The sequence below is a fragment of the Sphingomonas sp. GW821-FHT02B09 genome (assembly GCF_059421875.1).
This window is the reverse complement of sequence record NZ_JBWKVV010000001.1, coordinates 164,406-177,160: the sequence shown is the minus strand read 5'-3', so window position 1 is coordinate 177,160 and position 12,755 is coordinate 164,406. Positions and strand designations below refer to the sequence as shown.

Genomic DNA, 12,755 nt, shown 5'->3' with positions numbered 1-12,755 from the left:
GATATGGACGGGCGCTGTCCGGTTCCGGACGACGCCCGCCCCGCTCAGTTGCTCTCGACATCGGCGATCCCGGCGTCGCGGCGTGCCTGCGCCAGTACGTCGCGGCGGCAGGCCGTCTCGTTGCTCTCGATCGTGCGGGTCGGCTGGCTGCAGACTCGGTCGGCGGCGGCGGCGACGCGACGATCGAAGGTCGCCCGCCCGGCGGCGGCGGCGAGATTGAGGTCGGCGGTGACGACCGTGGCCTGGCGCGCCTCGCCGATCGAGGCGGCCGATGAGGGGTCGGAGAACGACATCAAGCCGGCAGTGCCCGCGAGGCTGAGGCAGGCGAAGACGATGCGGTTGCGGAACGTGGTCATGCGATGATCCTTTCCGTCGACGTTTGCGGTCGACGGTGACCATAGAGCATGGAGCGTGCCAACCTTGCCGAAGCACCAACAACTCGTACCTTCCTTGATCCTACCCGGGCGGCGGTCACGCTGGCGCGTCCGGTTCCGCACGATCGCTGTCCGGAACTGGCCACTGGCACGCATCTTGATTGTTGGCGCGACATGACCACAGCTGCGCCGATGAACGCTTCCCGCTACGATCTCTGCCTCGTCGTCGACGATGACGAGGACATCCTGCTCTCCGCCCGCCTCCTCCTGGCGCCATTGTTCGCCGAGGTCGCGACGATGACCAGTCCGGCCGATGCGGTCGCGGCGCTGCGGCGGCGCCACGCCGACGTCGTGCTGCTCGACGCCAACTACGCCCGCGGCGCGACCGACGGAGCGGAGGGGTTCCGCTGGCTCGCCGAGATGCAGACGGTCGACCCCGCCACGGCGATCGTCATGATCACCGCGCACGGCAGCGTCGCGGTCGCGGTCGCGGCGATGAAGCATGGCGCCACCGACTTCGTGTCCAAGCCGTGGAACAACGATCGGCTCCTCGCCACCGTCCGCAATGCCGCTTCGCTCGGTCGATCGCGGCGGAACGGCGGCGAGGCGGCGCCGACGACGGCAGGAACGTCGCCGCTCCTCGGCACTTCGGCCGCCATGGCGCGCGTCCACTCGCTGATCGAAAAGGCGGCGCCGACCGAGGCGAACATCCTGATCCTGGGTGAGAACGGGACCGGCAAGGAACTGGTTGCGCGCGAGATCCACCGGCTGTCGCGCCGCGCCGACCGCGACCTCGTCACCGTCGACTTGGGCGCGGTGTCGGAGACACTGTTCGATTCGGAGCTGTTCGGCCACGTCAAGGGCGCCTTCACCGACGCGCGCACCGACCGGATGGGGCGCTTGCAGGCGGCGAACGGCGGCACCTTGTTCCTCGACGAGATCGGTAACCTGCCGCTCCATCTCCAGCCCAAGCTCCTGTCCGCGCTCGAGCAGCGCCGCGTCACGCCGGTCGGCGCCAACCGCGCGATCGACATCGACGTGCGCGTCGTCTCGGCGACCAATGCCGACCTCGCCGACGACCGCCGCTTTCGTCCCGATCTTCTCTTCCGGCTCAACACCGTTGAGATCGAGCTGCCGCCGCTGCGCGAGCGGCACGAGGACGTGCCCATCCTCCTCGCGACCTTCCTCGCGGACTATGCCCGGCGATACGGCAAGCCCGAGCGTGCGCTGCCTACCGACGTGCTCGCCGCGCTGGCCGCGCATGACTGGCCGGGCAACGTCCGCGCGCTGCGCCACGCCGCGGAGCGCGCCGTCATACTGGCGGAGGGCAGCGCCTACGCGCTCGCCGACTTCCCGCTCGGTCGCACCGCCCCCAATACGATGCCGGCGGCGGCCGAGCCGATCGTGCTCCCCGCGGCCGACGACCTCAACCTCGACCGCGCCGAGCGCCAATTGATCGAGCAGGCGCTCAAGAAACACGCCTTCAACATCTCGACCGCCGCGGCGGAGCTCGGCCTGTCGCGCGGCGCGCTCTACCGCCGCATGGAGAAGCATGGCCTCTGACCATGACCTCTAGGCGCCGCTTCGCGACCCGGCTGGTGTGGCGCACCGCTGCGCTGTTCGTGGCCGTCGTGCTGACGGCGTTGCTCGCCGTCTGGGGCCGCGCGCCCGTCGCGGCGCTCCTCGCCGGGCTCGCCGCGGTGGCGGCGCTCGTCTCGCTGTGGCAGCTGGTCGACCAGGGCAACGCCGACCTTGCCCGCTTCGTCGGCGCTCTCGCGCGCGGCGACCTGACCCAGTCGTTCCTGCGCCCGCGGCGCGGCTCGCATTTCGACCGGGTCGGCATTGCCTACGAGCGCGCGCTGGCACGGCTCCGCGACGAGCGCGCGGCGAGCGCCGCGTCGACGCGCTTTGCCGAGTCGTTGGCCGACGGCGCACCCGTCGCGATGCTGGTGCTCGGCGAAGACGATCGCGTCACGCTCGCCAATCAGGCGGCACGACGACTATTCCGTCGGAGCGGCGACGTGCCGCTCGCCGGGCTGGCGCCGTCCGGCCCCGCCTTCCTCGCCGATCTCGCCGCCGTTGCGCCGGGGAGCAGCCGGCTGTCGGTGCTCGCGGGCGGCGGCATGCCGCAGCGGGTGTCGCTCGATGCGACGCTGATGGAGGCGGGCGGCATCCGCCGCCGGATCGTCGCCGTCCGCGTCGTCCAGCCCGAGCTCGACCGCGCCGAGCTTGACGCGCAGGTCAACCTCGTTCGCGTGCTGACGCACGAGATCATGAATTCGCTGACTCCGGTCGTGTCGCTCGCCGCCACCGCCGATCGGCTGATTGCGGGCGTGGCACCCGACCTCGCCCCGGGGATCGCCGACGCGCGGCTCGCCGTCGCCGCGCTCGCCCGTCGCGCCGCCGAGCTCGAGCAATTCGTCGAGAGCTACAAGGGGTTCAGCGAGGCGCCGACGCTCGTCCGTACCCCCATTGTGGTGGACGAATGGCTTGGCCGCGTCATCCACCTATTCCGCGCGACGCCGCACGGTGAGACCGCGCGCGTCGACATCTCGGTCGCGCCCGAGATGCCTGCGATCGACGGCGACGCGGCACTCCTCACCCAGGTCTTCCTCAACCTCCTAAAGAACGCCGCCGAAGCGGCCCCGGCCGGTGACGGTGTCGCCATCCGCGTCACCGCCGCGCTTGGGTCCGACGGCGAGATCACGCTCAGCGTGTCGGACGGGGGACCGGGCGTGCCCGCGCATTTGCTCCACGACGTCTTCCTCCCCTTCTTCACGACCAAGCGCACAGGCACCGGCATCGGCCTCAGCTTCGCCCGACAGGTGATTTTGCTTCACGGCGGACAGATCGGCATCGGCGAACAACAACCCAGTCGAATCGAAATTCGGCTACCCCCGCACGCGCGAGACCGGGGTGCAGGCTTGATCGACAAGATGGCATGAACCACATTCGGAGAGACGACCCAGTTACGGAAATTCTCGAACAGTTTTCGGCTTCCTACCTTCGGCCGCTCGTTCGTCTCCCCGGTCTGACCGCTTCTGAAGACTGACTTTATGGCTTCGAACGTCAGGACGTGGGCGCGAACAGAAGCCCACCGCTACGGTGTCACCTTATCCTTCGCGCCGGACAGGGTTTCTCTTTTGGCCTCTTGCTGGACATCGATGGCCCGTAATCGGTAGCGGCCCGGCGGCAGCATGAGGGCAATGTCCTCGCCGGGGCGGATCGCTACCCGGTCCATCGGCACGGCGGAGGTTTGTTCGTCCTCGGGCCTGGCTTCGATCACGCGCCAGCCTTTCATCGGGTAGAGTTCCGCAGGGATGCTGACCAGCATGTCGCCCGCCGCGATCCGCCAGACGGGGCGGCCGCGAGCGAAACGGGCGGAAGGGTGATCGATGACGAGGTCGAACGTGCCGGCGGGTTCGTCGGCCGGGAGGACGGCAAGCCGGCGAACCTTGCCGCCACCGCGGCAGGTCGTCTGCGAGATGGTGAGCGGATCGATCCCGGTCTTGGCTTTGAGGCGCGTCGCCATCCAGCGGTCGCCCTTGGCTGTAGGTACTTCCGTCGCGTGGTGATACCCGACATGGACGATCATCTTGACGCCTGGATGGGCATCGATCCAGGCGGCGAGAGCGGTCGCCTGCGCCTCTTCACGCCGGGCGATGCTCTCCGACGGGGACATCTTGGCGTCCTGATCATTATGCGGAGCTTCGTAGGGAACGAGACTGTAATCCAGTCGCTTCGCCATCCGTCCCAAGCGGCCGAACTCCGCTTCGCCGAGATAATAGCCATCTTCATCTTCGAGTTGTGCCGGGCTCGGCTTACGCATGAAGGAGGGATAGTATTCTGGCGGAGTGCCCGGTTCCGGGTTGGAAAGCGCTTCGATCGCCAGCGCGGAATAACCCTCGGCACGCAAGGGAGCAAGCAACTCCGTTGTGAAGCCGCGGTGCTCGGAACGTTCGTGGCTTTCGTTGATAATGACCAGCGACGTCTTGCGGGCCTGCTTCACTATCTCGTCTCTCGCGTCCCCGGCGCCCATTGCTGGAGCACAGGTGGTCGGTTGATAGTCGTCGCTGGTCGCGGCAATCAGATCCTCGCGTCCAAACAGGCTGAGGGTCTGCAGATTGGGGTCACCCGTCAGCGGGTGTTCCGCATCGACGCTGGCGAGTGCCTTGAGCCTGAAGTCGTTCAGGGTTCCCTCCTTCGGCGTCACCGTCGCGTAAGGCTTGATTAGAACGACGCCGCTTGCCTTCGGCGCAGGATCAGCCGCCCTGACGGTAGCGAGCGGAACTTAGGCCGTTGCGACGGTGGCGCACAAGGCGGTAGCGGACAGTAGCGTCTTGCGACTAACCATCTGGCAACGAAACATGATGCGATGATCTCCCAGCGATGCGTCCTCGTTCTTGAAAGCCGCAAGGTGGAGGGTAACAGGGCTGATCGGACCGTCAATCAAGGTGAACACTGGGCAACTGCTGCCCGGATGCCTGTAGGCGCTCGCCTTCAGATAGCTGTCGTCTTACTGCGAGAAGTTGGTGCTTTTCGATGACACTGCGATCTAGACTCGAACGACCAGAGAATCCGAAAAGTGGCACTGTTACCGGGTAGACCCAAGCGCGGTCATTCCCGCCCCCTTCGGTGGCTCCCGAACTTCCGACAGTCATAAAGGGGGCCGTCTCTCCGTCTGGACCTTTGCGATCGTAGCGTCGTCCGGTTGCACGACGGTTTCCGCCGATATACACAGTCATCGTCGACCTGTTCCATGCGAGCGGGCCGGCATGATCGCGTCGGTGCCCCGAGAGGGGCTTAATAGGGAACGCGGTGAAGGTGGTTCGCTGCCTGAATCCGAGGCTGTCCCTGCAACTGTAAGCGGCGAGCGCGATGCATATCGCTTCTTCCTGCACGGAAGGGGCAGCCACTGGGCCGGACGTAAGTCAGCGGGCCTGGGAAGGCCGTGCATCGTGTGATGACCCGTGAGCCAGGAGACCTGCCGGCGTCTGGTCGCTCTTGCCTGGCCCAGGGGGTGGCCGCGGCACGGTACTCCGTCGAGCGACGACGTGTGCGGTGGGGACCGCACGGGCATGCGTGCCGGTCGCGATGGCGTCCGGCCGGCGCGGATGTCGGCCGTTCGCGGAAGGTCCCTGCCGGGTTCGCTCGACGCCCGGGGATTATCGTAATGCCGTTCCTGTCATCCCGCCTCGCGTTCGCGGGCGCTTTGCTGTCGCCCGTCTTCGCAGGTCCGCTCGACGCCCAGTCCACGGCCACCGCCGGCGACGAGGACATCCTGATCGTCGGCCAGAATAGCCGTGACGCGCTCACCGAACCGAATACCACCGCGAGCCGCCTGGGCCTCACGCCGCTCGAGACCCCGGCAACGATCACGGTCATCGACGGCGCGACGATCCGCGCGCGTGGCGACATGTCCGTGGTCGATGCGGAAAGCCGGGCGCCCGGCATCAGCAACGCCGGCAATCCGGGTAACGGCGGCACCGCGCTCGCCGCGCGTGGCTTCAACGGTCAGGGATCGGTGTTGCAGCTCATCGACGGCGTACGGCTGTTTCCGGCCGCCGGCACGATCACCTTTCCGACCGATCCGTGGATGGTCGAGCGCATCGACATCCTGAGCGGTCCGGCCTCCGTGCTGTACGGCCAGGGCGCGCTTGGCGGTGCGGTCAATGTCCTGATGCGCAAACCCGATACGCAGCGGACCCAGGTGGAAGGCGAGCTCGGCCATGGCTCGCAGGACAGCTTCCATGTCGCAGCGGGCGCTGGCGGACCAGCCACCGAGCGCCTCTCCTATCGCATCGATGGCAGCTATCGCCGATCGGACGGCTATGTCGATCGCGGCCGGTCGCGCAGCTATGCCGTGTCGGGTACGTTGCGCTGGGCGCCGACCGACACGCTCGTCGTCACCGCGCGCGACGACTACGGCGACCAAAAGCCGATGCGCTATTTCGGCACGCCGCTGATCGACGGCCGGCTCGTCCACGGGCTCCGGGAACGGAACTACAACACACGCGACGGCGTCATCCGCTACCGTGACAACCGTACCAGTCTGCAGGTCGACTGGACGGCGAGCGATGCGCTTACCGTCAGCAACCAGGCCTATCGCCTGACGTCCAGACGCTCGTGGCTAAACCTCGAGAGCTATTGCTGGATCGCCGCGGACGGCGCGTGCCCCAACGGCAGCGGAAACGTCGGCACCCCCGGCCGCATCCTGCGCACCGACATGACCGGGATCGTCCACGATCAGACGCAGTGGGGCGATCAGGGCAGCGTGACGCTCAAGACGGGCATCGCCGAAGGCGTCGGCAACGCGCTTGTCGTGGGTTTCGACGTCAACCTCATCAAGCTGACCTATTCGCACAATTTCGGTTCGGCCCCGCAGATTTCCGAGGTCGATCCCTTGGCTTTCGATCCCGGCCGCATCATCGATACACAGGGCATCGCGCCACGCTATCGCACGCGGACCAACGAATATGCCGTCTTTGCCGAGGATCGGCTGACGCTCGGCAGGCACGTCTCGATCGTCGCCGGCCTGCGCTACGAGCGGGACACGATACGCCGCTGGTCGATCGACTATCCGGGAGGCGTCGCTACCGAGACATTCGCGCTCGCCAAGCATCTGCACCATGCGACCTGGCGGGTGGGAAGCGTCCACCAACCGACCTCGACCGTTTCGCTCTATGCGCAATATGCCACCGGCGTGGACCCGCTGGGGACGCTGACGACCTATTCGACCGGGCAGGTGCAGTTCAGCAACGCGGTGGGCGACCAGGTCGAAGTCGGCGCCAAGGCTGTGTTCCTTGACGGCCGCGGCACCGCAACGCTGGCCGCCTACCGCATCGTCAAGAAACGCCTGCTGGCGCAACTGACCCCATCGAGCCCGATCGAGCAGGTCGGCCAGCGATCGGCCAAGGGCATCGAAGCCGCGGTGTCGCTCGATCTGCCTTACGGTATCGGCATCGATGCCAACGGCAGCGTGCTCGACGCGACGTTCGACGATTTCCTCTCGGGCGGCACGCGCTTCGATGGCAATACCCCGCCGGACGTACCCGAGACGCTCGCCAATCTCTGGCTGCGCTGGACCGCCACGCGCGCGCTGCAGGCGCGCGTCGGGTTGCGCTACGTCGGGCGCCGCTATTCGGACAACGCCAACCGCTTCCGCGTTCCCGGCTACATCACGCTCGATGCCACGCTGTCCTATGCGGTGACGCCGCACCTCGCGGTCGATATCCACGCCTATAACCTGATCGACCGGGACTATGCGATCAGCACGTACAACAACCAGCAATGGGTGCTTGGCCGTCCCCGCTCGGTCGACGTCTCGCTTCGTGCGATCTTTTAACGCCGTCAGGTGGCCGGCACCTGGCAAGATTGCCCGGCGCTGGCTCTACCTCGTGCATCGCTGGATCGGCATCGCCAGCTGCCTGTTCTTCGCCATGTGGTTCCTGTCCGGGCTGGTGATGCTCTACGTGCCCTATCCCTCCCTCTCGCCAGCCGAAAGGCTGGCTGGGGGCGAGGCGATCGACTGGGCAGCGGTAGACGTCCCGCCCCCGCTTGAGCGAGGGCGATTGCCGCAGGAGCTGCTGCTCGACATGCGCGACGGCATGCCTGTCTGGCGCGTGACGGGGTGGAACGGCACGCACACCACGGTCTCGGCGCATCGCGGTGCCGTCTTGCGACCAGTCGATGTTCGTTACGCCAGTCGGGTTGCCGGTCGCTTCGGAAACGCGCCGACGACGCACGTCGAACGACTCACTCGCGATCAGTGGACAGTCGCCGGCGGCTTTGATCGACATCGACCGCTCTGGAAGGTCGCGCTCGCGGACGCGTCCGGAACGGAGGTCTATGTGTCCTCGAGCACGGGCGCCGTAGTGCAGGCAACGACACGCCGCGAGCGTTTCTGGAACTGGATCGGTTCGGTGCCGCACTGGCTTTATCCGACGGTGCTGCGGCAGGATCAAACGGCCTGGCGTCAGGTCGTGCTGTGGGTGTCCGGCCCCTGCATCGCCGCAGCCGTCGCGGGGATATGGATTGGCATTCTGCGCACCCGTGTCGGCGCACGCCGCTTCAAGGGCGGACGCATGACGCCCTACAACGGCTGGATGCTCTGGCATCATGTCGCGGGGATGGTGGGTGGCGTCTTCCTGATCGCGTGGATATTCAGCGGGTGGCTATCGGTCGACCCCGGCCATCTGTTTGCTGGGACGGAACCGGACGGGGCGGCGATGCGTGTCTATAAAGCCTCCGATCAGATGCCGGTCGTATCGCTCGACCGGCTGCGTGCCGTCGGGGCCGGCGCGGTGACAGCGCAACTTATCGACAACGCCAGGACGCCGCTCGTGGTGCTCTCCTATCGCGATGGCCGACGATTGGCATTGGGTGCCGTAACGCTCACGCCATCGCGCCCGACCGGACAAGCCATCATCGCTGGGGCTCGTCGACTAGCAGGACCCACGCCATCGCTTACCGTTGATCGCCTGACGGCGCCCGATGCATATTGGTATGCGGTCGCGACCCTGCCACGACTGCCGGTGTTGCGGCTGCGTCTCGCTGATCCGGCACAGACCTGGTTTTACATCGATCCCGCTACCGGCGAAATTCTGAAGAGCGTCGATGCGCGGCAGCGAGCATATCGTTGGGCATTCGATCTCCTCCACAAATGGGATCTCACCGCGCTCACTCTGCACCGACCGGTTTGGGACGTACTGATCTGGCTGGCTTCCGTCATCGGCACGATCACCTCGATAAGCGGCATCTGGCTGGGATGGAAACGGCTCCGGCGATGACAGGTCCGATCCATTCCCGGCCATTCGAGTGCCCTCCCCCGCTTCTCAACTCCAGACACTGGTCCATGTCCAAGGGGGAGGCAGTGCCGCAGGCAGTTCCGCGACCAATCGGCGAAGTCTCTGGTCCGTTGCGCTACAAGGCGATCCCCGGCCCCAGGATCGCGACAAACGCTACCGTCCCGAGGATGGCAGCCACGCGCAGCAGCCAATTCGGCGGAAGGGTGGTTGTCGATGCGGCAGCCGTTGGCTTAATGAACCGACCCATGCTCAACAGGCCGGCATTACCGCCGAGTGCGACCCCAATCGACGCGCCGATCGTAGAGCGCCAGTCGCTGCCCGCAGCGAGCGCAGCAGCCGCCGAGATCACCCCTGTCGTCATCCACGCGATGACTGCATACCGCCGTGCCTGCGCAGCGACATCTGCACCGTTGAGCATGGGCGACAGCATTCCTGCGGCGACGCGAACAACGGCATAGTAACCGGCGATGCCAATAACCGCGGGCGCGACACGGGCGAGAACAGGATCGGCCACCCCGGTCATCACTCCGCGCCCGTTCCAATCGCCGATCCCGAAGACTGCGGAGAAGACGAGATAGCCGAAGGTGGTCAATCCGTTGAGCGCGAACACGATCCAACCTGCAAGCCGCCCCCTCAGCACGCCGCTCCCTCGCCAGACGAGCCAGCCAAGCGCGACGAGGATGACGTTGACCGCGGTTCCCGCTCCTGCGACGATCCGCCGGTCCCACAGCGACATGGGTTGTGGGTCGCAGCCGAAGTGGAAGGTGCTCCAGTTCGACGGATGCCCCCCCAACGCGGTGCAGGCGAGGCCATGCCCCACGCCCTCGTGCAGCGCGGCCGCTGCTACCCAGGCCAGCGCCGTCAGCGCGACGACGTCGGCGGGCGGCAGGCGCAGACCCGCGGATGACCTCGGCGTCATGCCCGCACCGTCGTAACGGTCAGGCGCGTCAGCGCCAGCCAGCCACCAGCGACGAAAAGCGCGAGGTTCAGTGCGATCATCAATGGCCAGTGGCTGCGCGGGTCGCTCATTCGGCTGACGCCCATCATAGGATTGACCAGCAGTTCGGTGACGAAGGCCATCCACACGCCGACATAGCTCATCGCCATCCGTCGCTGATGGGTGACGAGGTCGCCGGGTTCATGCGTTCGACGCCACCGACGTAGCGCCAGCAGTCCCATTGCCAGCGTAGCGAGATTGACGAGCGCGATGACGTGAAAGACGTTGGGTCGCCCTGTAAGGTCGTACATCGACAGAGCGGTGCCATTGATCGCGAGGATCGCGGCGGCATAGACTCTGCCAACGCGCCCGTGCCGCGCTGTCCCCTTGGCCAACATCAACACGGCGGCGGCGCTGACCAGCGCCACGCTTCCCATCCAAACATGCGCCGCACCGATTGTCGATATTCCTCCCATCGCCCGTCCCCTTTCCCCAATACGGGAGCGGTGATGGTCGGCGGATCGCGGTTCGGTAAGGTGTGATTGCGCCGGATAGATACAAATTTCGCGAAACCGGTTTGGCGTTACGCCCGTCCGCCGCGCTCCAGCCAGCCACGCGCACGACACAGTGCAATGCTGGTCTCGCTGACCGGCACGCGCGACCCGTCGACGAGCTGCAGCGACCAGCGCCGCCCGGTGCGCTCGCTGCCCGTGACGGCGCGATCGGCGACCCATGCCCCGCGGTGGACCTGAGCACCTTGCACGTCGGCAAGATCGCCGACCGCATCGCGGAAGCGATAATGGACCAGCAGCGTCCCCCCACCGCGTACCGCGAGGCGGCAGTAATGGTCTTCGGCCCGAACCGAGAGGAGGTCGGCCGGATCAATGCCGGCGCGGGCGAGAATGCCGAAACTCGTTGCCGGCATCGCTGGCGAGCGAGCAGTGTCGGCCACCTCGTCGTCCTGCCCGGCCGGCGTATGCCGCGCGCGCGTGGCGCGGAGCAGGACCGTGACGAAGCCCGTCACCAGCAGACCATAGGCGAACGGTTTCCAATCAACTGAGGCGTCTCCCCGCCCCATCAGGCGATAGAGCAGCAGCACCTCGATCGGGAGCAGCAAATTAAGGACGAGGGCCCCAAGCGCCGTACGGCCGGCGCTGTCACGCTTCCCCGGCAGTGATCGTCGCCAAGCGGACCAGCCGAGCATGTTTACGGCGACCAGTGCGCCCCAAAAAACCAGCGCGAGCATTAATCCGAACGCCGTAGCGACGCCAAAGGCGTCGACGATCGTGAGAATGATTGTGATACCTAACCAGATCACCGGTGGCATTGCGCCCGGCGCCGCGACGGTCGCAAGTCGTATCCTGGCGGACCCTGTCACTATAATCCTGCACCCCGGCTGGCTATAAAGGCCGCTTAGGCGCCCCATTCGCTTACGTCGATGGCCCCGCCACCATTGTGGTCACAGCCCCCGCATCGCCGGGGTGACGACCCGATTTCGGTCACTAGGGGATCGATGCTCGCGTGCCCAGCTTCGGACGATCGTTCAGGGCGATGGGCGTCAACTTCTTGCGCTAGGAAGGTCGGCCATTTGAGCTGAGCGGCGGTCCAAACACCGACCAACCGGTGCGCGCCGCCAGCATCTCGAGCGCGCGAATTCCAAGTATCGAGTTGCCGTGCTGGTCTAGATTTGGCGACCATACGGCAATGGATGCGACCTCGGGAGCGACCGCCAAAATGCCGCCGCCTACGCCGCTCTTGGCCGGCAGCCCCACCCGCACCGCGAAGTCGCCCGAGCCGTCGTAGTGCCCGCAGGTCATCATCAGTGCGAGAACCGTGCGCATGCGTTTCGCCTCAACCTGACCGGCGTCGTCCTTTCCGGCGAGCCGAGTATGAGCTAAGAAGTGACCGGCCCTCGCCAGTCCTTCGCAGTCGACCATAATCGCGCACTGCCGCACATAGGCGTCCATTACCGACTCGCTGTCCGAGCGGACGTTGCCGTGGTGGCGCATGAAGCTGAGCATTGCCCGATTGAGGTCGCCGCCTTCGTGCAACACATCGTCATCGAGCGGGACCGTATTGCCGTCGAGTTGCTCGTTGACGAAGTTGACCACCGAGTCGGGGCCGCCGCTTTGCTCTACCAGCATATCGGCGATGACGAGCGCGCCGGCGTTGATGAAGGGGTTGCGCGGTAGGCCGCTTGTTCGCTCTAAATCCACGATCGAGTTAAAGGGATCGCCGGACGGCTCGCGTCCCACCCGCTCGAATACGGCATCCCCCCGCTCGCATAGAGCAAGGTTGAGCGCTAGCACCTTCGAGATGCTCTGGATCGGGAAGGTGTCGATCGCACCCACTTGAACGACGGGGCCGTCGACGAGCACGATCGCCATGCCAAAGCCGCCCGGCTCCGCGTCGGGGTTCTTCGCGTCGGCCGAGCCCTCGATCTCCAGCGCCCTTACGTCAATCTCGTCGGCGATGGCAGTCACGATGCCGGTCAGGTCCATACGGTCACTCCAGAATGTCGTCGGCCGAACGAGCATCGCGCGAAATCGGGTGCGTTATGCGACCTTGAACTGGCGTAGCGTCAGACGCTCCCTACGGAGTAGAGCTCAATCGCTCTCGGGAACGAGGTGCAGCGGC

Annotated in this window: 10 protein-coding genes and 1 riboswitch; of the genes, 4 read left to right on the top strand and 6 right to left on the bottom strand. The window is 66.2% G+C overall.

What is annotated here, in order from left to right; all coding sequences use genetic code 11:
• Window positions 1-44: 44 nt before the first annotated feature.
• Entirely contained in the window at window positions 45-356 is a 312-nt protein-coding gene (locus AC07U4_RS00770) for a UrcA family protein (protein ID WP_495194087.1), read from the bottom strand.
• A gap of 210 nt (window positions 357-566) precedes the next feature.
• Between AC07U4_RS00770 and AC07U4_RS00765 the strand changes: the two genes are divergently transcribed.
• Both AC07U4_RS00765 and AC07U4_RS00760 read left to right on the top strand, forming a co-directional pair.
• Window positions 567-1,937, top strand: coding sequence for a sigma-54-dependent transcriptional regulator (locus tag AC07U4_RS00765; RefSeq protein ID WP_495194086.1), 1,371 nt, complete (start codon window positions 567-569; stop codon window positions 1,935-1,937).
• Window positions 1,938-1,939: 2 nt separating this feature from the next.
• Entirely contained in the window at window positions 1,940-3,319 is a 1,380-nt protein-coding gene (locus AC07U4_RS00760) for a sensor histidine kinase (RefSeq protein ID WP_495194085.1), read from the top strand.
• A 155-nt stretch (window positions 3,320-3,474) separates the two neighbouring features.
• On the opposite strand, the gene AC07U4_RS00755 is transcribed toward AC07U4_RS00760, so the two are convergent.
• Window positions 3,475-4,587, bottom strand: a complete 1,113-nt coding sequence (locus tag AC07U4_RS00755; RefSeq protein ID WP_495194084.1) for a hypothetical protein — start codon at window positions 4,585-4,587, stop codon at window positions 3,475-3,477.
• Between the two features lie 557 nt (window positions 4,588-5,144).
• A riboswitch (cobalamin riboswitch) is annotated at window positions 5,145-5,380 on the top strand.
• A gap of 167 nt (window positions 5,381-5,547) precedes the next feature.
• Between AC07U4_RS00755 and AC07U4_RS00750 the strand changes: the two genes are divergently transcribed.
• Together AC07U4_RS00750 and AC07U4_RS00745 are read left to right on the top strand one after the other, a co-directional pair.
• On the top strand, window positions 5,548-7,719 hold the full coding sequence (locus tag AC07U4_RS00750) for a TonB-dependent receptor (RefSeq protein WP_495194083.1): 2,172 nt from the start codon (window positions 5,548-5,550) through the stop codon (window positions 7,717-7,719).
• A 52-nt stretch (window positions 7,720-7,771) separates the two neighbouring features.
• Window positions 7,772-9,163: a PepSY domain-containing protein gene (locus tag AC07U4_RS00745; protein WP_495194082.1), complete on the top strand. Its 1,392-nt coding sequence runs from the start codon at window positions 7,772-7,774 to the stop codon at window positions 9,161-9,163.
• A 133-nt stretch (window positions 9,164-9,296) separates the two neighbouring features.
• Here AC07U4_RS00745 and AC07U4_RS00740 read toward each other — a convergent pair whose 3' ends face one another.
• The 4 genes from AC07U4_RS00740 to glsA all read right to left on the bottom strand — a co-directional run bounded on the left by AC07U4_RS00740 (window position 9,297) and on the right by glsA (window position 12,619).
• Window positions 9,297-10,100, bottom strand: a complete 804-nt coding sequence (locus AC07U4_RS00740; protein WP_495194081.1) for a hypothetical protein — start codon at window positions 10,098-10,100, stop codon at window positions 9,297-9,299.
• Window positions 10,097-10,546 carry a DUF2306 domain-containing protein gene (locus AC07U4_RS00735; RefSeq protein ID WP_495194080.1) on the bottom strand — a complete coding sequence of 150 codons (450 nt, stop codon included), beginning with the start codon at window positions 10,544-10,546 and terminating at the stop codon, window positions 10,097-10,099. The genes AC07U4_RS00740 and AC07U4_RS00735 overlap by 4 nt, the downstream gene beginning before the upstream one ends.
• A 155-nt stretch (window positions 10,547-10,701) precedes the next feature.
• Entirely contained in the window at window positions 10,702-11,445 is a 744-nt protein-coding gene (locus AC07U4_RS00730; protein ID WP_495194079.1) for a LytTR family transcriptional regulator DNA-binding domain-containing protein, read from the bottom strand.
• Window positions 11,446-11,689: 244 nt separating this feature from the next.
• A complete protein-coding gene (glsA, locus tag AC07U4_RS00725) occupies window positions 11,690-12,619 on the bottom strand; it encodes a glutaminase A (RefSeq protein ID WP_495194078.1) in 930 nt (309 codons plus the stop codon).
• Between the last annotated feature and the right edge of the window lie 136 nt (window positions 12,620-12,755).

Coding starts and splice junctions, on each gene's coding strand:
- AC07U4_RS00750 (WP_495194083.1), top strand. CDS start 5,548: ATGCCGTTCCTGTCATCCCGCCTCGCGTTCGCGGGCGCTTTGCTGTCG.
- AC07U4_RS00770 (WP_495194087.1), bottom strand. CDS start 356: ATGACCACGTTCCGCAACCGCATCGTCTTCGCCTGCCTCAGCCTCGCG.
- AC07U4_RS00760 (WP_495194085.1), top strand. CDS start 1,940: ATGACCTCTAGGCGCCGCTTCGCGACCCGGCTGGTGTGGCGCACCGCT.
- AC07U4_RS00740 (WP_495194081.1), bottom strand. CDS start 10,100: ATGACGCCGAGGTCATCCGCGGGTCTGCGCCTGCCGCCCGCCGACGTC.
- AC07U4_RS00765 (WP_495194086.1), top strand. CDS start 567: ATGAACGCTTCCCGCTACGATCTCTGCCTCGTCGTCGACGATGACGAG.
- AC07U4_RS00730 (WP_495194079.1), bottom strand. CDS start 11,445: ATGCCACCGGTGATCTGGTTAGGTATCACAATCATTCTCACGATCGTC.
- glsA (WP_495194078.1), bottom strand. CDS start 12,619: ATGGACCTGACCGGCATCGTGACTGCCATCGCCGACGAGATTGACGTA.